The organism is Achromobacter aegrifaciens, from assembly GCF_902859965.1.
Classification (GTDB): Bacteria; Pseudomonadota; Gammaproteobacteria; order Burkholderiales; family Burkholderiaceae_B; genus Achromobacter; species Achromobacter aegrifaciens.
Map to the genome: position 1 here is coordinate 1,992,181 of NZ_CADIKO010000001.1, position 18,408 is coordinate 2,010,588.

Annotated in this window: 14 protein-coding genes; 10 read left to right on the forward strand and 4 right to left on the reverse strand. The window is 66.0% G+C overall.

The features are described from left to right. Nucleotide 1 precedes the first annotated feature (1 nt). From cydB to HV793_RS09320, 5 genes are read left to right on the forward strand one after another with little or no spacing between them, the layout of a single operon-like run. On the forward strand, nt 2-1,156 hold the full coding sequence (cydB, locus tag HV793_RS09300; RefSeq protein ID WP_054457758.1) for a cytochrome d ubiquinol oxidase subunit II: 1,155 nt from the start codon (nt 2-4) through the stop codon (nt 1,154-1,156). 16 nt (nt 1,157-1,172) lie between these two features. After that, complete coding sequence (gene cydX, locus HV793_RS09305) at nt 1,173-1,298, forward strand: cytochrome bd-I oxidase subunit CydX (protein WP_043546919.1); 126 nt, start codon at nt 1,173-1,175, stop codon at nt 1,296-1,298. Beyond that, entirely contained in the window at nt 1,295-3,073 is a 1,779-nt protein-coding gene (gene cydD, locus HV793_RS09310; protein WP_175213033.1) for a thiol reductant ABC exporter subunit CydD, read from the forward strand. Before cydX ends, cydD begins: the two co-directional genes overlap by 4 nt. Then, nucleotides 3,070-4,773 carry a thiol reductant ABC exporter subunit CydC gene (cydC, locus tag HV793_RS09315; RefSeq protein ID WP_054457755.1) on the forward strand — a complete coding sequence of 568 codons (1,704 nt, stop codon included), beginning with the start codon at nt 3,070-3,072 and terminating at the stop codon, nt 4,771-4,773. The genes cydD and cydC overlap by 4 nt, the downstream gene beginning before the upstream one ends. 54 nt (nt 4,774-4,827) lie before the next feature. Next, on the forward strand, nt 4,828-5,382 hold the full coding sequence (locus HV793_RS09320) for an adenine phosphoribosyltransferase (protein WP_054457754.1): 555 nt from the start codon (nt 4,828-4,830) through the stop codon (nt 5,380-5,382). 18 nt (nt 5,383-5,400) lie between these two features. On the opposite strand, the gene HV793_RS09325 is transcribed toward HV793_RS09320, so the two are convergent. Further along, nucleotides 5,401-6,291: a LysR family transcriptional regulator gene (locus HV793_RS09325; RefSeq protein WP_013396712.1), complete on the reverse strand. Its 891-nt coding sequence runs from the start codon at nt 6,289-6,291 to the stop codon at nt 5,401-5,403. A 383-nt stretch (nt 6,292-6,674) separates the two neighbouring features. Here HV793_RS09325 and HV793_RS09330 point away from each other — a divergent pair, with 383 nt between their 5' ends. Continuing rightward, nucleotides 6,675-7,058, forward strand: coding sequence for a DUF4148 domain-containing protein (locus HV793_RS09330; RefSeq protein WP_054457753.1), 384 nt, complete (start codon nt 6,675-6,677; stop codon nt 7,056-7,058). A 433-nt stretch (nt 7,059-7,491) separates the two neighbouring features. Next, nucleotides 7,492-8,604 (forward strand): porin, encoded by a 1,113-nt coding sequence (locus HV793_RS09335; protein ID WP_054457752.1) that lies wholly within the window; start codon nt 7,492-7,494, stop codon nt 8,602-8,604. Nucleotides 8,605-8,778: 174 nt separating this feature from the next. Here HV793_RS09335 and ilvA read toward each other — a convergent pair whose 3' ends face one another. Then, nucleotides 8,779-10,287 carry a threonine ammonia-lyase, biosynthetic gene (ilvA, locus tag HV793_RS09340; protein ID WP_054457791.1) on the reverse strand — a complete coding sequence of 503 codons (1,509 nt, stop codon included), beginning with the start codon at nt 10,285-10,287 and terminating at the stop codon, nt 8,779-8,781. Nucleotides 10,288-10,360: 73 nt separating this feature from the next. Here ilvA and HV793_RS09345 point away from each other — a divergent pair, with 73 nt between their 5' ends. Continuing rightward, entirely contained in the window at nt 10,361-10,897 is a 537-nt protein-coding gene (locus tag HV793_RS09345) for a YqaA family protein (RefSeq protein ID WP_054457751.1), read from the forward strand. Between the two features lie 133 nt (nt 10,898-11,030). Beyond that, a complete protein-coding gene (locus HV793_RS09350) occupies nt 11,031-14,990 on the forward strand; it encodes a DUF3683 domain-containing protein (protein WP_119450193.1) in 3,960 nt (1,319 codons plus the stop codon). Between the two features lie 89 nt (nt 14,991-15,079). Here the strand turns inward: HV793_RS09350 and HV793_RS09355 are convergent, their stop codons facing one another. Further along, a complete protein-coding gene (locus HV793_RS09355; RefSeq protein WP_054457749.1) occupies nt 15,080-16,048 on the reverse strand; it encodes a Bug family tripartite tricarboxylate transporter substrate binding protein in 969 nt (322 codons plus the stop codon). Between the two features lie 129 nt (nt 16,049-16,177). Next, entirely contained in the window at nt 16,178-16,897 is a 720-nt protein-coding gene (locus tag HV793_RS09360) for a YggS family pyridoxal phosphate-dependent enzyme (RefSeq protein WP_175213034.1), read from the reverse strand. A gap of 199 nt (nt 16,898-17,096) precedes the next feature. Here HV793_RS09360 and HV793_RS09365 point away from each other — a divergent pair, with 199 nt between their 5' ends. After that, entirely contained in the window at nt 17,097-18,338 is a 1,242-nt protein-coding gene (locus HV793_RS09365; RefSeq protein ID WP_054457747.1) for an aminotransferase-like domain-containing protein, read from the forward strand. The last annotated feature ends 70 nt before the right edge of the window (nt 18,339-18,408 follow it).

Consider the following 18,408-nt stretch of genomic DNA (forward strand, 5'->3'; position numbering starts at 1 on the left):
GATGGATACTCTTATTCCTTTCGACTACGGCACGCTGCGCGTGGTCTGGTGGGTGCTGCTGGGCGCGTTGCTCATCGGCTTCGCCGTCATGGACGGCTTTGACCTGGGCGTGGCCGCGCTGCTGCCGGTGGTAGCCAAGACCGACGCCGAGCGCCGGGTAGTGATCAACGTGGTGGGACCGGTCTGGGAAGGCAACCAGGTCTGGCTCATCACCGCGGGCGGCGCCATTTTCGCGGCATGGCCCTTGCTGTACGCCGCGTCGTTCTCCGGGTTCTATCTGGCGATGATGCTGGTGCTGATCGCGCTGATCCTGCGGCCGGTCGGCTTCAAGTACCGCAGCAAGATGGAAGGCACCAGCTGGCGCAACCGCTGGGACGGCGTGCTCTGTTTCTCGGGCGTGGTGGCTTCGCTGGTGTTCGGCGTGGCCATGGGCAACATCATCCTGGGCGTGCCGTTCACGTTCGATCCGGTGACCTTGCGTCCGATCTATGAAGGCCACTTCTACCAATTGTTCATGCCGTTCGCGTTGTTGGCCGGCGTGCTCAGCGTGGTGATGCTGGCCATGCACGGCGCCGTGTTGCTGGCCTGGCGCACGGAAGACCCGATCTCGTCGCGCGCCCGCAACTGGGGCAGGCTGTGCGCCTTGCTGACCGCGGCGCTGTTCGCGGCGGGCGGCTTCTGGGTGGCAAGCGGCTTGCCTGGCCACGTGATCACCAGCGCGGTGGACATGGCCGGTCCGTCGGACCCGATGCTCAAGGCCGTGACGGTGCAAAACGGCGCCTGGATGGCCAACTACGCGAAATGGCCGCTGATGTGGATCGCGCCCGCGCTGGGCGTGGGCGGCGCCGTCCTGGTGGCGCTGCTGCTTAGCGTGCGCGCCAACGTGCTGGCGTTCCTGGCGTCGTCGGTGTCGATCGCTGGCGTGATCCTGACGGTGGGCTTTTCGCTCTTCCCGTTCATCATGCCCTCGTCGACCAAGCCGCAGGCCGGCCTGACCATTTGGGACGGATCCTCCAGCCACTTGACGCTATGGATCATGGTGATCGCGGTCGCCATCTTCCTGCCCATCGTGACCGTCTACACCGCTTGGGTCTACCGCGTCATGCGCGGCAAGGTCACCCATGAGTCGGTCGGCGACACGCCCAACTCATACTGATAAAGGAGCCTCCACCATGTGGTATTTCTCGTGGATACTCGGTCTGGGCCTGGCGTGCGCCTTCGCCATCCTCAATGCAATGTGGTTCGAGCTGCGCGAGGGTCATACCCATGATCCGCGCGCCAGCCGCGACGACGAGTGAGCGGCGGCGCCAGCAGCCTCGAGCACGATCCCTCGGCCACCCTCAACAAACCGCCGCGCGAACAGTCGCGGTGGTTGATGGCGCTCGCCAAGACGGCCAGGCTGCCGCTGATGCTGGCGGGCGCCGCGCCTCTGGTCAGCGGCGCCTTGCTGGTGGTGCAGGCCTGGTTGCTGGCCAGCGTGCTCGACGCGGCCATCGTCAGGCAGGCGCCCCGGCAGGAGCTGCTGGGCGACATCCTGGCTATCGCAGGGCTCATGCTGGTGCGCGCCTGCATCACCTGGGCGGGCGAGCGCGCGGGCGCGGACGCGGCCGAGCGCATCAAGCGCCACGTGAGGCTGTCGCTTTTCCGGCGTTTGGTGCAGAAGGGGCCGTACTGGAGCCGGGGGCAGGCGTCTGGAGAACTGGCGAGCGCAGTGGTGGACCAGGTCGAGGCCCTGGACGGGTTCTTTGCCAAGTACCTGCCCGCCATGGCCGCGGCCGCCATGCTGCCGGTCGCTTTTTCGGTGGTGCTGCTGCCGATGGACGTGATTGCCGGACTGGTCCTGCTGATCACGGCGCCACTGATTCCCTTGTTCATGGCCCTGGTGGGCTGGGGCGCCCAGGGCGCAAGCCGCCGGCACCTGCGCGCCTTTGCGCGCTTGTCGGGCTTCTTTGCCGATCGGCTGCGCGGTCTGTCCACCCTGAAGCTCTATGGCCGCGCCGAGGCTGAAGCCGAGTCCGTCGTGGCGGCCAGCGACGCGCTGCGCCAACGCACGATGTCGGTGCTGCGCATCGCGTTTCTTTCATCGGCGGTGCTGGAGTTCTTCGCGGCGCTGGGCGTGGCCGGGGTGGCGGTCTATATCGGATTGACCTATCTGGGATTCCTGGATCTGCGCTGGTCGCCGCTCACTCTGCAGGCAGGGCTGTTCTGTCTGCTGATGGCGCCGGAGGTCTATGCACCGTTGCGCCAGTTCGCGGCGCACTATCACGATCGCGCGGCCGCGCTTGCGGCAGTTTCGCAGATCTCCCTGCTGTTCGATGGCTTGCCGCAGGCTGGCGATGCTGCAACCGATGGAGCGCCTGGCGCAGGCAAGGCCGCCGCAGGCCCGGGACGCGTTTCCGAAAGCCGCGGCGCCGGCGCCGCCCTGGCCATTGCGGGTTTGAACCTTGACGCGCCAGGCCGCAGCCAGGCGGTACTGGCGGACGCTGGCCTGACCTTGGCGCCCGGCGAGCATGCCGCGCTGATGGGGCCCAGCGGCATCGGCAAATCCTCCCTGATCGAGGCGATTGCGCGCCTGCGGCCGTTTCAAGGCGATATCCGCATCGACGGCGTGCCCTTGCCGGATTGGGGCGAGGCGGCACTGCGCCAGCGCGTGGCGCTGATTGGGCAGAAGCCGCAGCTGCTGACGGGATCCATCGCCGACAACATTCGCCTGGGGCGTCCGGAGGCTTCCGATGCCGAAGTGCAGGCGGCCGCGCGCCGCGCCTGCGTGCTGGAGTTCGCCGAGGCCCTGCCGCAAGGGCTGGCGACGCAACTGGGCGGCCGCGGGCACGGCCTGTCCGGCGGCCAGGCGCAGCGCGTCGCGCTGGCGCGTCTATTCCTGCGCGATCCGGGCTTGATCCTGCTGGACGAACCCACGGCGCATCTGGACGAAGGCACGCAGGCGCGCGTGCTGGACGCGATCCTGGAATTCTCGGCCGGCCGTACCTTGTTGCTGGCAACGCACGCGCCCGCGGTGGCGGCCCGGCTGGGCAGGACGTTGCAGGTGGTTGGCGGAAAAGTGGAAGACGCATGAAGAATCTGTTGTTGCTCCTGCCGCTCTATGTGCGCCGAAAAAGCGGGCTTTTACTCGCATTGTTCTGCGCGCTGGCCACCGTGGCGGCCGGCGTGGGCCTGCTGGGCGTGTCGGGCTGGTTCCTGACCGGCGCGGCGCTGGCGGGGGCGGGCGGCGCGTTCAATCTGTTTGCGCCTTCGGCGCTGGTGCGGGGTTTGTCGTTCCTGCGCATCGTGGCGCGTTACGCCGACCGCGTAGTGGGCCATTCCGCCACGCTGCGCCTGCTGGCGGACCTGCGCGCCAAAGTGTTCTCGGCCTTGATCCGGCTTACGCCGCGGCAATTGGCGCGCTATCGCGACGGCGATCTGGTGGCGCGCATGACGGGCGACGTCGACGCGCTCGATACGGTCTTCCTGTTTGTGCTGGCGCCCTTGATCACCGCCATCCTGGCGGGAGCGGTGTTGACCGCGGTGTTGGGATCGTGGGTGCCCGCCGCCGCACTGGCGCTGGCCCTGGCCTTGCTGGTCGCATGCGTGCTGGTGCCCTTGTGGCTGCTGCGCGCCGCGCGCAAACCTGGCGCGGCGGCCCAGGAGAGCGCGGCGGGACTGCGCGCCGCGACGCTGGACGCGGTGGATGGGCATGCCGACATGGTGGCCTTGCACGCGCAGGCGCAGACGGCCGCGCATTTCGAACGTCTGTGCGACGCCAGTGCGCTCGCCCGCCGCAGCCAGGCGCGGGTGGCGGCGCGGGGACAGTTTTTCCTGCAGGCCGCCGCCGGCGCATCGGTGCTGGCCTTGCTCTGGTTCGGCCTGGACACGCTGGAGATGGGGCGCATGGAAGGTCCCACGCTGGCCGGATTGTTGCTGGCGGTCATCGGCATTTTCGAAGTGGCCGGCCCGATCATGCGGGGCGCATCGCGCATGGGCTCGGCCATCTCGGCGGCCGGACGCATCCGTGAAGTCACGCAAAGCGAGCCGGACATGCAGGATCCGACGACGCCCAGCGCCTTGCCCGAGAGCGGCGCGCTGGAGCTGGACGGCGTGCGCTTTGCCTATCCCGCCCGGGGAGCGGCCGCGAGTCCGCCCGTGCTGGACGGCGTAAGCCTGCGCGTGGCGCCTGGTGAACGGATCGCCATCGTGGGACCCAGCGGCGCGGGCAAGTCGACACTGTTGCACCTGCTCCTTCGTCTGGAAGACCCGCAGGCGGGACAGGTGCGTTTCGGCGGCTGCGACGCGCGCGCCTGTACGCAGGCGGATTGGCACCGGCGCATCGCGCTGCTGTCGCAGGACGCTCCCGTGTTCCTGGGAACCCTGCGCACCAATCTGCTCATCGGCGATCCCGAGGCGGACGACGCCGCCTTGTGGCGCGCGCTGGACGCTGCGCGGCTGGGCGACTTCGTGCGTGGCCTGCCCGATGGCCTGGACACCTGGGCGGGGGAGACGGGGTCGCAGCTGTCGGCGGGACAGGCGCGCCGCTTGTGCCTGGCGCGTGCGCTGTTGTCGCCAGCTGCGGTCATCGTGCTGGACGAACCCACTGCCGGTCTGGACGTCGAGGCCGAAGCGGCATTCTTCAGCGATCTGGCGGGCGCCTTGCGGGGACGCGCCGTGGTGCTGGCCACCCACGCTGCGTTGCCCGCAGGGGCGGTCGATCGCCGCTACGCACTGCAGGGCGGCCGGCTACAGCAATGTGAATTGTCATCGCGGACGGCAACCCTGGCTTAAGCGCTGTTGCGAGGTTATAGTTCGCCTTGCTTCAATTCTTCAGGGCCGTCTTCCATGCAGACCGACAACGCCGAGTACATCCGGCGCACCATCCGCAGCGTTCCAGACTGGCCCCAACCCGGTGTCATTTTTCGCGACATCACGCCCGTGCTGCAGGATCCGCGCGCGTTCCGGGTGCTTATCGATCTCTTCGTCTATCGCTATATGCGCCAGCGCCTGGACCTGGTGGCTGGCGTGGATGCGCGCGGCTTCATCGTGGGCAGCGTGCTGGCTTACGAACTCAATCTGGGCTTTGTGCCGGTGCGCAAGAAGGGCAAGCTGCCGTTCCGCACCGTGGCCGAGGAGTACTCGCTCGAGTACGGGAACGCGTCGGTTGAAATGCACACGGACTCCGTGCGCACCGGCCAGCGCGTCCTGCTGGTGGACGACCTGATCGCCACCGGCGGCACCATGCTGGCCGCCATCAAGCTGCTGCAGCGCCTGGGCGCCAACGTGGTCGAGGCGGCCGCCATCATCGATCTGCCCGACCTGGGCGGTTCCGCCAAGGTCGCCGCCACCGGCACGCCGCTCTACACCGTCTGTCAGTACAGCGCCGACACGCCCGCGTAACTCATTAACAACCGCCGCTCAAGCGTCCGACAACCTGGGTTGTATGAAATCCAGGAAAGCCTTGGTCTTCGCCGGCAGCATGCGCGAAGGCAGCAGCGCGAAGAGCGGCAGGGGCGTCAGGCTCCACTCCGGCAGCACCCGCACCAGGCCCGCTTGCTTGATGGCGCGTTCCATCGCGTCAAAGACCAGCAGCGGCGTGATGCCCAGGCCTTGTCCGGCCAGCCGTCCGAGCATGCCGACGTTGTTGGCCGACAGGCGTCCCGACACTTGTACGCGTTCCACCTTGTCGCCCGAATGCAGCATCCAGAAGGATGACTCCTCGCGCATGGTGGGGCGCAGACATTCGTGATGGCTGAGATCCGCGGGCACCCGAGGCTCGCCGTGGCGGGCCAGGTACTCGGGAGAGGCATATAGCTGATGGGCCATCAGCACGATCTTGCGCGAGATCAGGCTGGAGTCCGGCTGCTGGCCAAAGCGCAGGATCAGGTCGAATGGATTGCTGATGGGGTCGATCGGGCGCATGCTCAGATCGAAGTCGCATTCGATATCCGGATGCTGCTCGCGGAATTCGCTGATGACGGCGGGCAGGAACAGCTGCGCCAGGCTGGTGGGCAGCGAGATGCGCAGGCGTCCCTTGGGTTGCACCGCCATGTCCAGCAACTGATCGTGCGCAATGCGCGCTTCTTCCACGATATGACGGCAGCGTTCGAAGTAGATGGCGCCGGCCTCGGTCAGGTCGATCTTGCGCGTGCTGCGGTTGAGCAGCCGCATGCCGATGCTGCGCTCCAGTTCGCTGACGCGGCGCGAGAGCGTGGACGTGGGAATATTCAAGGCTTCGGCCGCGTGGCTGAAGTTCTTGCGCTTGGCGACTTCGACAAACAGAGCGATGTCGTTAAGCTGGATATCCATGGGGGCTCTCACGATTTAATTCCATTTCTGGGTGGATTCATATGATAAATGGAATAATTGTCCCGCCAGTAGAAATGTCTATTTCCCCACGCTGAACGGCGCATCCACCCGATCAGCTGCATATGTTCTCTTACCTAGCTTGCTTCCCGCTGAATGCTGGCAAGTCTTGCCGTCGCTGGATGGTATGGGGAACCGTGCAAAAAATGCGCAGATTCTGGCGATAACATCCCGTAATTGTCCCATCTGTGCAAATATGTTCCCCAAAATAAGGGTTTTTACTAGGCCGCAATCGCCAGATACTTCGTCCCAGCAATCAAATTGTCATATCGCACCTGCCAGCCTGGCAGAAGACGATGTGCAAGGTTTAGGATGGAGTCATCTCAATGAAAGCCCTAGCTACCGCACTCATGGTTACCGCAACGTTGGTGGGTATGTCCGCCGCTCACGCCGATGGCAAGACGCGTGAACAGGTCCAGCAGGAACTGCAAGCCGCCAAGGCCGCCGGCCAGGTCACGTTTGGTGAACTGGACTACCCGCCCGCCACCGTCGAGCGCACCAGCCTGTCGCGTGAACAAGTCCAGCAGGAACTGCAAAGCGCCAAGGCCGCTGGCCAGGTGACCTCTGCTGAACTGGACTACCCGCCCAAGGCCGCCGTGTCGCAAACCGCGGGCAAGAGCCGCGAACAAGTGCGCCAGGAACTGGCTGAAGCCAAGGCGCGCGGCGAGTACAGCTTCGGTGAACTGGACTATCCGCCCCAAGGCCGTTAAGTCGCCCCGCTACCAAGGAAAAAGCCCCTACGGACGCCGAGGGGCTTTTTTCTGCGCGGTGCGCTCGGCTGCGCTTGCCAAATAGTGTCGCGTTTGCGCATCAGAATTGTGCGAATCAGCCAACAAGTCTTGTTGGCCGGTCAGGCGCGGCAGGAGAATATCCGAGGCTTGTTTGATTTTTTGCGAGCCTTAATTCGCATTTGATATCAACACGTTAACGCAGGTTTCCAAAGAGGGTAGCTAGTCAGAAGGCCGTGATTATCCCAACCATGGAAAGTAGTTCTTCGAAATCCGGGTTACTTCGAATTGGCGCAGGCTGGACACTGGCTTCAGTGCATGCGCCGCTAACTTGTTCGCAGCGGCACGCAGACTCCCAGCTCTGTGCGCGGTGGGTTTGCGGTTTGCCTTTCATCTCGCCATTTTGGGGACTTATATGAAGAAGACGCTATTGGCTGTCGCGCTGCTGGCTGGTTTTGCCGGCGTTGCGCAAGCCGCAGACTCCGTGACGCTGTACGGCTTGATCGACGCCGGTATCGGCTACGAGAAGGTTAAGTTCGACGGCAATTCGCAAAGCCGTTTCGGCGGCGTGCAGGGCGTGAGCAGCGGCTCGCGTTTTGGCCTGCGCGGTACCGAAGATCTGGGCGACGGCCTGCGCGCGGTGTTCACGCTGGAAGGCGGCTTCGGCCCCATGAACGGCAAGTCGCTGCAGAACGGTCGCCTGTGGGGCCGCCAGGCCACCGTGGGCCTGGACAGCGATACCTGGGGCCGCCTGGAATTCGGCCGCCAGACCAACCTGGCTTCCAAGTACTTCGGTTCGATCGACCCGTTCTCGATCAGCTACAACACCGCCAACATGGGTACCACGTTCGGTAGCGCCAACACGATGCGCCTGGACAACATGGTCCTGTACCAGACCCCCAGCATGGGCGGCTTCAAGGTGGGCGTGGGTTACTCCTTCAGCGCCGATGACGCCGTCAGCGACACCTCGCAGACCGGCTTCCAGACTGGCAACAACAACCGCGTGCTGACCGCGGGCGTGCAATACGTCAACGGCCCGTTGAACCTGGCTGCTGCGTATGACCGCTTCAATCCGTCCAACGGCCAGACCGGCGGCAAGTCCGAAGCCCGCATCCAGGAATACATCCTGGGCGGTTCGTACGACTTCGAAGTCGTGAAGGTTGCGGCGGCATTCGGTCAGACTCGCGACGGCTGGTTCGTCGGCCAGAACATGGGTACCACGCCCGCTGGCATGCAGAACCTGGGCACGTTCAAGCTGGCCGACGGCTTCCGCGCCAATTCGTACATGATCGGCGCGACCGTGCCGCTGGGCCGCCACGCGGTCTTCGGTTCGTGGCAGCGCGCGACCGCCAGCAACGACAAGCTGACGGGCGACGACGCAACGTTCAACGTCTACAGCTTGGGCTACACCTACGACTTCACCAAGCGCACCAACCTGTACGCGTACGCCTCCTACGGCGACAACTACGCGTTCCAGCGCGATGCGACCGACACGGCAGTCGCCGTGGGTGTGCGTCACCGTTTCTAAGCGCTAGGACGTCCGGCAAGACCTTGCTGAATGCGCGGCTCATCTCCGTGGGCCGCCGAGTGACAGCGAACCCCCCCCTACTGGTTGCCGCCGGACGTTTGTAGAGCAGGGAAGGGAAGGGCCTCCGCAAGGAGGCCCTCTCGTTTTTTATGCGCCCGCGTGAAGGGCGTGGATTTAGAGGAACAGCTTGTAGGCCGGATTGTCGGTCTCGTTCCAGTGGGGATAGCCCAGTTCCGCGACGAAGCTGCGGAACTGCTTCTTGTCGGCGGGCGGCACCTGGATGCCGATCAGGATGCGGCCATAATCCGCACCCTGGTTGCGGTAATGGAACAGGCTGATGTTCCAGTCCGGATTCATGGCGTTCAGAAAACGCATCAGCGCGCCCGGGCGTTCCGGGAATTCAAAGCGGTACAGCAGTTCGTTGCGCGCCAGCGCCGAGCGCCCGCCCACCATGTGGCGCAGGTGGGTCTTGGCCATTTCGTCGTGGGTCAGGTCCAGCGTGTCAAAGCCGTGACGGCGGAAGTTTGCGGCGATCTTGTCGGGTTCGGACGCCGAGGACACCTGGATGCCGACGAAGACGTGTGCGCGGTCCGCGTCGGAGATGCGGTAGTTGAATTCGGTCACGCTGCGCTCGCCCACCAGTTCACAGAAGCGGCGGAAGCTGCCGCGCTGTTCCGGCATGGTGACGGCGAACACGGCTTCGCGCATTTCGCCGACTTCGGCGCGTTCGGACACGAAGCGCAGCCGGTCGAAATTCATGTTGGCGCCGCAGGCGATCGCCACCAGCGTCTTGCCCTTCAGATTGTGTTCGGCCGCGTACTGCTTGGCGCCCGCGACCGCCATCGCGCCGGCCGGCTCCAGCACGCTGCGCGTGTCCTGGAACACGTCCTTGATGGCCGCGCAGATCGCATCGGTGTTGACCACCACGAAGTCGTCCACGTACTGGCGCGTGAGCTTGAAGGTTTCCGCGCCCACCATCTTGACCGCCGTGCCGTCCGAGAACAGCCCCACATCGTTCAACTGCACGCGGCGGCCCGCGCGCACGCTGCGCAGCATGGCGTCGGAATCTTCCGTCTGCACGCCGATGATCTTGATTTCCGGGCGCAGCTGCTTGATGTAGGCGGCCACGCCCGCGATCAGCCCGCCGCCGCCGATGGCCACGAAGATGGCGTCGATCGGGCCGGGATGCTGGCGCAGGATCTCCATGCCCACGGTGCCCTGGCCGGCGATCACGTCAGGGTCGTCGAAGGGGTGGACGAAGGTCAGCTTCTCTTTCTTTTCCAGGATCTGCGCGTGCGCGTAGGCGTCGGAAAAGCTCTCGCCGGCCAGCACGACTTCGCCGCCCAGGCGGCGCACCGCGTCGATCTTCACTTGCGGGCTGGTGGTGGGCATGACGATGACGGCGCGGCAGCCCAGCCGGCTGGCGGCCAGCGCCACACCCTGGGCGTGGTTGCCCGCCGAGGCCGCGATGACGCCGCGGTTGCGCGCGGCCGGGCTCAGGTTGGCCATCTTGTTGTAGGCCCCGCGCAGCTTGAAGCTGAACACCGCCTGGGTATCTTCGCGCTTGAGCAGCACCGTGTTCGAGATCCGCTGCGACAGCAGCGGCGCCGTCTCCAGCGGCGATTCGACCGCTACGTCGTAAACCTTGGAGGTCAGGATGCGTTTCAGATAGTCAGTGGACATGGACAGCGGGCGGGGCAAGAAGTAGGAAGGTGGGGCAGATTATGCACCCGCGCGCGGCTACACTCGCCCCACTATGGAAGAAAGTCTGTTATCCGCTGTGCATTGGATGCTGGGGGTGCTGTCGCTGCCCTCGGTCGGCCTGTCCGCGATCTTCACGGTCTCGCTGGTGTCCGCGACCCTGCTGCCCTTGGGTTCGGAACCCGCCGTGTTCGGCTACATCAAGCTGGCGCCGGACATGTTCTGGCCGGCCATCCTGGTGGCGACCGCGGGCAATACCGTGGGCGGCGCCATCAGCTATGCCATGGGCCTGGGCGCCGAGCGCGCCGTGCAGCGCTGGAAGGAACACCACCCCCATCCGCATCCTGACGCGACCGAAGGCGGACGCATGCGCGGACGCTGGAACGAGCGGGCCCATGACTGGATCCACCGCATGGGGCCGCCGGCGCTGCTGCTGTCCTGGCTGCCCGCAGTGGGCGATCCGCTGTGCGCCGTGGCAGGGTGGCTGCGGCTGTCGTTCTGGCCTTGCGTGGTCTACATGGCCATCGGCAAATTCCTGCGCTATCTGGTCATGACGGCCGGACTGCTGTGGTTTTTCCCCGGGCAGATCTAGCGCCAGGATTGCACTTAATTGGGGACGCACCGCCCCTCTCATTTCCGAGTTTCGAGCGCTTCCCTAGGGGTATTAGGGGCCAGACTCGGCCTATGGCATAAAATAATTTTTTAAGGGCCCCCTTCTTGCAGCCATGAACGCCCCACTCGCTAGCCACATCTTGAACGGGGCGATGCCGCCCGCAGCACCCGCGCGCTTGCGCGAAATCCCGTACAACTACACGTCGTTTTCCGACCGCGAGATTGTCGGCCGCTTGCTGGGCGACGACGCCTGGAGCCTGCTGAGCGACCTGCGCGGCGAACGCCGTACCGGCCGTTCCGCGCGCATGCTGTACGAGGTGCTGGGCGACATCTGGGTGGTGCGCCGCAACCCCTATCTGCAGGACGACCTGCTCGACAATCCCAAGCGCCGCAAGCAGCTCATCGAAGCCCTGCATCACCGCCTGGGCGAAATCGACCGTCGCCGCGAACCGGACGTGCCCGCCGAGGCCGGCCATGATCCGCACCGCGACGAGAAGGTCGTCGGACTGCTGGCGCGGGCGCGCTCCGCCATCGCCGCATTCGAGGGCGAATTCGACCAGACCGCCATGATGCGCAAGCAGGCGCAGAAGGTGCTGGGCCGCATCACCGCCCGCGACAACATCAAGTTCGACGGCCTGTCGCGCGTCTCGCACGTGACCGACGCCACCGACTGGCGCGTGGAATACCCCTTCGTGGTGCTGACGCCGGACTCGGAAGACGAGATCGCCGCGCTGGTCACCGCCTGTATTGAACTCGGGCTGACCATCATCCCGCGAGGCGGCGGCACCGGTTATACCGGCGGCGCCATTCCGCTGACCTGGAAGTCGGCGGTGATCAACACCGAAAAGTTCGACAAGCTGGGCAAGGTCGAGTCCTGTCTGCTGCCCGGGCTGACCGAGCCCGTGGCGGTCATCCATGCCGGCGCCGGTGTGGTGACCAAGCGCGTTTCCGAGGCCGCCGAGGCCGCGGGCTTCGTGTTCGCCGTCGACCCGACCTCGGCCGAGGCTTCCTGCGTGGGCGGCAACATCGCCATGAACGCGGGCGGCAAGAAGGCCGTGCTGTGGGGCACCGCGCTGGACAACCTGGCCTGGTGGCGCATGGTCGACCCGAACGGCAACTGGCTGGAAGTCAGCCGCCTCGACCACAACATGGGCAAGATCCATGACGTGGACGTGGCGCGCTTCGAGCTCAAGTGGTTCGACGGCCGCGGCAAGCCGGGCGAGCGCCTGCTGAAGACCGAAACCCTGGAAATCCAGGGCCGCGTGTTCCGCAAGGAAGGCCTGGGCAAGGACGTCACCGACAAGTTCCTGGCTGGCCTGCCCGGCATCCAGAAGGAAGGCTGCGACGGCCTGATCACGTCGGCGCGCTGGGTGCTGCACCGCATGCCGCGCTACACGCGCACCGTCTGTATGGAGTTCTTCGGCCAGGCTCGCGACGCGATCCCGTCGATCGTCGAGGTCAAGGGCTACCTGGACGGCGAAGGCCGCGCCCGCGGCGCCATCCTGGCAGGTCTTGAGCACCTGGACGAACGCTATCTGCGCGCGGTGGGCTACGCCACCAAGAGCAAGCGCGGCGTGCTGCCCAAGATGGTCCTGATCGGCGACATCGTCGGCGACGACGAAGACGCCGTGGCCGCGGCGTCCAGCGAAGTCGTGCGCCTGGCCAACACGCGCCACGGCGAAGGCTTTGTGGCCGTCAGCCCCGAAGCGCGCAAGAAGTTCTGGCTGGACCGTTCGCGCACCGCCGCCATCGCGCGCCACACCAACGCCTTCAAGATCAACGAAGACGTGGTGATCCCGCTGCCGCGCATGGGCGAGTACACCGATCACATCGAACGCATCAACATCGAACTCTCGACCAGCAACAAGCTCAAGCTGCTGGGCGAGCTGGACGCCTATCTGTGCACGCCGTTGCCGGTCGGCAAGATCGACGACACGGACGTCGAGACGACCCGCGCCGAAATGCTGGCCGAGCGCACGCGCCAGGCGCTGGAACTGGTGGCCGCCGTCCGGCAGCGCTGGCAGTGGCTGCTGGACAACCTGGACCTGCCGCTCCTGCAGGCGCTGCCCGAGCTGCACGGCCTGGGCCTGGGTGAATTGCAACCCGCCTTGTCGGACCGCCTCGCGGCGCAGCCCGGCGCGCGCGTCTTCGACGTGGTGCAGGACCGCACCATCCGCCTGTCCTGGAAGACGGAGGTGCTGGCGGGCCTGCAGCGCACGTTCTCGGGCGCAGCCTACAAGAAGATCATCGACGAGATGATCGCCATCCATGGCCGCGTGTTGAAGAGCCGCGTGTTCGTGGCGCTGCACATGCACGCCGGCGACGGCAACGTGCATACCAATATCCCGGTCAACTCGGACGACTACGGCATGCTGCAGGAGGCCCACCAGGCCGTCGAGCGCATCATGCAGATCGCCCGCGACCTGGACGGCGTGATCTCGGGCGAGCACGGTATCGGCCTGACCAAGTACGAATTCCTGACCGAGGCCGAACTGGCCCCGTTCCAGGACTACAAGCGCCGCGTCGATCCCAACGGCCACTTCAACGCCGGCAAGCTGATGCCGGGCGCGGACCTGCGCCACGCCTGGACGCCCAGCTTCAACCTGATGGGCCACGAGTCGCTGATCATGCAGCAAAGCGACATCGGCGCCATCTCCGAATCCATCAAGGACTGCCTGCGCTGCGGCAAGTGCAAGCCGGTATGCGCCACCCACGTGCCGCGCGCCAACCTGCTGTATTCGCCGCGCAACAAGATCCTGGCCACCTCGTTGCTGGTGGAAGCCTTCCTGTACGAAGAGCAGACCCGGCGCGGCGTCAGCCTCAAGCACTGGGAAGAGTTCGAGGACGTGGCCGACCATTGCACGGTCTGCCACAAGTGCTACAACCCCTGTCCGGTCGACATCGACTTCGGCGACGTGTCGATGAACATGCGCGCCGTGCTGCGCCGCATGGGCCGCAAGTCGTTCAATCCGGGCACGGCCAGCGCCATGTTCTTCCTGAACGCCAAGGATCCGGCGACCATCAACGCCACCCGCAAGGCGATGGTGGGCGTGGGCTACAAGGTCCAGCGCGCCGCGCATGACCTGCTGTCGGGCCTGGTGAAGAAGCAGACCGCCGCGCCTCCGGCCACGGTGGGCAAGCCGCCGCTGCGCGAGCAGGTGGTCCACTTCGTGAACAAGAAGATGCCCGGCGGGCTGCCCAAGCAGGCGGCGCGCAAGCTGCTGGACATCGAAGACGCGAACTACGTGCCCATCATCCGCGATCCCAAGGCCACCACGGCCGACACGGAAGCGGTGTTCTACTTCCCGGGCTGCGGCTCCGAACGCCTGTTCTCGCAGGTGGGCCTGGCCACGCAGGCCATGCTGTGGCACGCGGGCGTGCAGACCGTGCTGCCGCCGGGCTACCTGTGCTGCGGCTATCCCCAGCGCGGCAACGGCATGACGGACAAGGCCGAGCAGATCATCACCGACAACCGGGTGCTGTTCCACCGCGTTGCCAACACGCTGAACTACCTGGACATCAAGACGGTGGTGGTCAGCTGCGGCACTTGCTACGACCAGTTGGCGGGCTACGAGTTCGACAAGATCTTCCCGGGCTGCCGCCTGATCGACATCCACGAGTACCTGCTGGAAAAGGGCATCAAGCTGGAAGGGGCCAAGGGCGTGCGCTACATGTACCACGACCCCTGCCACACGCCCATGAAGCTGCAGGAACCCATGAAGACCGTGCGCGCCCTGGTTGGCGACGACGCCGTCAAGAGCGACCGCTGCTGCGGCGAATCGGGCACGCTGGCCGTGAGCCGTCCGGACATCTCCACGCAGGTGCGCTTCCGCAAGCAGGAAGAGCTGCTCAAGGGCGATGCCGCCTTGCGCAGCGACGGTTTCACCGGCGACGTGAAGGTGCTGACCTCCTGCCCGTCGTGCCTGCAGGGTCTGTCGCGCTATGAAGGCGACACCGGCATGGACGCGGACTACATCGTGGTCGAGATGGCGCGCCATATCCTGGGCGAAGGCTGGATGGAAGAGTACGTGCGCCGCGCCAACGCGGGCGGCATCGAGCGGGTGCTGGTCTAGGCCGGCAGTCCGCGCAAGATACGCGCAAGAAAAAACCGCGGCCATTGCTGGCCGCGGTTTTTTTTCAGCTGTGGCAGTGAGCCGGAGGTTTACTCCAGCTTGATGCCGGCCTTCTTGATCACGTCCGCCCAGGCGCTGCGTTCCTGTTCGGCGTAGGCCTTGAACTCCTGCGAGGACATCGGCATCGGGATGACGCCCATGTCCAGGATCTTCTGCGATACGGCGGGCGACTTCAGCGTGGCTTCCAGGTCGGCGGCCAGCTTCTTGACGACGGGCTCCGGCAGGCCGGCCGGGCCGACCAGGCCTTGCCAGGCATAGGCGGTGAAGTTGGGCACGCCTTGTTCGGCCATGGTGGGCACGTCCGGCAGCGCGGCGACGCGTTCCGGAGTGGCCGCGGCCAACACGCGCAGCTTGCCGGCCTTGACGTTGGGCAAGCCCGAGGCCAGGTCGATGAACATCAGGTCTACCTGTCCGCCCAGCAGATCCTGCACGGCGGGCGCTGCGCCCTTGTAGGGCACGTGCAGCACGTTGGCGTTGGTACGCTGCTTGAAGAGTTCCAGCGCCAGGTGATGCGGCGAACCCGCGCCGGCGGACGCCGCCGACAGCTTACCCGGCTCTTTCTTGGCGGCCTGGATCACGTCGTCCACGGTCTTGAACGGCGAATTGACGTTCACGGCCAGCAGCAGCGGGAACTTGGCGATGCCGCCGATGTAGGTGAACTTGGACGGATCGTAGGACAGCTTGGCGTACAGCGACGGGTTGAAGGCCAGCGTGCCCGAGTCGGCCGTGCCGACCATGTAGCCGTTGGCCTCGGCCTGGGCGATGGCGGTGGCGCCGATGATGGTGGCGGCGCCGGGGCGGTTTTCGACCACGATGGTCTGGCCCAGCGGCTTTTCCAGGCCGCTTGCCACCGTGCGCGCCACGACGTCGGTGCCGCCGCCGGCCGGGTAGGGCACGATCCAGCGGATCGGCTGGGTGGGCCAGGATTGGGCCGAGGCCGCGCCGGCGGCCAGGGACAGGGCGGCCAGCGCCAACAGGCGCTTCGCGTGCTTATGCATGGGGTGTCTCCAAGTGCGGAATTGAGTATGGGCCGCCGCCGCAGGGTAAGCGGGGGGCCTGTTATGCGCCGTTATTATGCCTTGCGTCCCCGGCAATCGGCAGATGTTTTGTGCCCTGTTCTCAGCGGCTTATTGCGGATCGGGATAGCTGCGGGCGCCGAAGATCGCCGAGCCGATACGCACCTCGGTCGAGCCTTCCTCGATCGCCAGCTCGAAGTCTCCGCTCATGCCCATCGAGAGACGGTCCAGCGATACGCCTGGCAGGTTTTCCTGCCGCAGGCGGTCGCGCAGCTCGCGCAGGGTGCGGAAGCAGGCGCGCACCTCGGCGGGATCCGGCGAATTCACGGCCAGCGTCATCAGGCCTTGCACACGTAGCGTCGGAAAGTCGGCGGTGATGCGGCGCAGGAAGGCGGGCACGTCGGCGGGGTCCATGCCGTACTTGGTGGGCTCGGACGAAGTCTTGACCTGCACCAGCACGTCCAGCGTCCGGCCTTCGTTGGCCAGGCGGCGGTGCAGGGCTTCGGCCAGCTCCACCCGGTCCAGCGACTGGACTTCGGCGGCGTCGCGCGCCGCGTCGCGGGCCTTATTGGTCTGCAGATGGCCGATCAGCACCCATTGCAGGCCCAGGCCGTCCAGCGCCGCGGCTTTCTGGCGGATTTCCTGCGTCTTGTTTTCGCCGTAGCGGGTCAGCCCCAGCGCCATGCCCTCGCGGATGGCGTCCACGCCGAAGGTCTTGCTGACGGGCAGCAGCGTCACGCTGTCCGGGCTGCGGCCGGCGCGCGCGCAGGCGTCGGCGATGCGTTGCTGGATCTGGGCAAGGCGCCCGGCCATGGTGTCTACGGCGGTCATTCAGCTCTCTGGTAGGAACGGGATGTCCCATAGTGTAGGACTGCGCCCGATCGTTTCGCCACAGCGCCCGTGCGCGTCGTTGACCCTGTCTGATCGGCAGGCTTAGAATTTGAAGATATTTGTTTATATTTCAATGTTCTATGCCATCCGGCGCCGCCCCAGCGGGCGACACGGTATCCAACCTACACAGTCTCCCGCCATGTCCACCGCAGCGCCTGAATACGCTTTCGCCACGCCTTTCCTGAATCCCCCAGCTTCCCCCATCCGATCGCTCATGCCGTATGCCATGCGGCCGGGCACCATTTCGCTGGCGGGCGGCTATCCCGCGCAGGAACTGTTCGACGTGGAAGGCCTGTCGATCGCGTCGACCCAGGTCCTGGCCCGCCTGGGCGCCTGCCTGCAGTATTCCAACATCGACGGCCAGGCCAGCCTGCGCCACGAGCTGGCACGTCTGTCGGCCGAGCGCGGCCTTATCTGCAACGCGGATACCGAGCTGGTCGTGACCGGCGGCTCGCAGCAGGCCCTGGCTTTGCTGACCCGCGTCATGCTGCAGCCCGGCGACCATGCCATCATCGAATCGCCCGCGTTTCCGAATTCCGTGCAGGCGCTGCGTTACACCGGCGCAACGGTGCATACGGTGCAGTCGGGTCCCGAAGGCATCGACGTGGACGCGCTGGACGAACTGGCCGGCCGCATCAAGCCCAAGATGGTCTGCGTGGTCGCATCGTTCTCCAACCCCTGCGGCGCGACCCTGACGCGCGAGCGCCGCCTGCGGCTGCTGGAACTGGCGGTCAAGCACCGCTTCCTGATCGTTGAAGACGATCCCTACAGCGAACTGCGCTTTGCCGGCGAAGCAGTGCCGCCCATCGCCGCGCTGGCCGAGGGCGAAGCGCGCCACTGGGCCGTGTACCTGGCCAGCATGTCCAAGACCATGGCGCCGGCGCTGCGCATCGGCTGGCTGGTGGCGCCGCCCGAAGTCCGCCGCCGCTGCGTCAGCGCCAAGGCAGCCGACGACATGGCCTCGTCCGCCTGGATCCAGGAAGTCGTGGCCCAATACCTGGCCAATGGCCGCTACGGCGAACACGTGCCGCGCATCCGCGCAGCCTACGGCCTGCGCTGTGACGCCATGGCGGAATCGCTGGCCCGCGAACTCAACGGCCGCGTCACCTTCAGCAAGCCCGAGGGCGGCATGTTCTTCTGGGCCCGCCTGACGGGCGAGATCGACGCCACGCGCCTCTTGCCCTACGCCATCGAGCACGAGGTCGTCTACGTGCCGGGCAAGGCGTTCTACGCGGATGCTGCGCAGGCCGACCTGCATGCCATGCGCATGTCGTTCGCCACCATGAATGAAAGCCAGATCGCCCAGGGCATGGTGCGGCTGGGCCGCGCGCTGGACGCGTGCGAGGCCAACGAACCAGTGTCGATCTCGCTGGCCGCCTGATGCCGGCTTGACGGCGCGCATGCGCCGCTGTGCGGCCTGTTGCTATGCTCTTCTGCCTGTCCGCCCCGGC

What these genes read in the sequence shown, in the direction of transcription:
- cydB (WP_054457758.1), top strand. Translation starts at nt 2, where the DNA reads ATGGATACTCTTATTCCTTTCGACTACGGCACGCTGCGCGTGGTCTGG.
- cydX (WP_043546919.1), top strand. Translation starts at nt 1,173, where the DNA reads ATGTGGTATTTCTCGTGGATACTCGGTCTGGGCCTGGCGTGCGCCTTC.
- cydC (WP_054457755.1), top strand. Translation starts at nt 3,070, where the DNA reads ATGAAGAATCTGTTGTTGCTCCTGCCGCTCTATGTGCGCCGAAAAAGC.
- HV793_RS09320 (WP_054457754.1), top strand. Translation starts at nt 4,828, where the DNA reads ATGCAGACCGACAACGCCGAGTACATCCGGCGCACCATCCGCAGCGTT.
- HV793_RS09325 (WP_013396712.1), bottom strand. Translation starts at nt 6,291, where the DNA reads ATGGATATCCAGCTTAACGACATCGCTCTGTTTGTCGAAGTCGCCAAG.
- HV793_RS09330 (WP_054457753.1), top strand. Translation starts at nt 6,675, where the DNA reads ATGAAAGCCCTAGCTACCGCACTCATGGTTACCGCAACGTTGGTGGGT.
- HV793_RS09335 (WP_054457752.1), top strand. Translation starts at nt 7,492, where the DNA reads ATGAAGAAGACGCTATTGGCTGTCGCGCTGCTGGCTGGTTTTGCCGGC.
- ilvA (WP_054457791.1), bottom strand. Translation starts at nt 10,287, where the DNA reads ATGTCCACTGACTATCTGAAACGCATCCTGACCTCCAAGGTTTACGAC.
- HV793_RS09345 (WP_054457751.1), top strand. Translation starts at nt 10,361, where the DNA reads ATGGAAGAAAGTCTGTTATCCGCTGTGCATTGGATGCTGGGGGTGCTG.
- HV793_RS09350 (WP_119450193.1), top strand. Translation starts at nt 11,031, where the DNA reads ATGAACGCCCCACTCGCTAGCCACATCTTGAACGGGGCGATGCCGCCC.
- HV793_RS09355 (WP_054457749.1), bottom strand. Translation starts at nt 16,048, where the DNA reads ATGCATAAGCACGCGAAGCGCCTGTTGGCGCTGGCCGCCCTGTCCCTG.
- HV793_RS09360 (WP_175213034.1), bottom strand. Translation starts at nt 16,897, where the DNA reads ATGACCGCCGTAGACACCATGGCCGGGCGCCTTGCCCAGATCCAGCAA.
- HV793_RS09365 (WP_054457747.1), top strand. Translation starts at nt 17,097, where the DNA reads ATGTCCACCGCAGCGCCTGAATACGCTTTCGCCACGCCTTTCCTGAAT.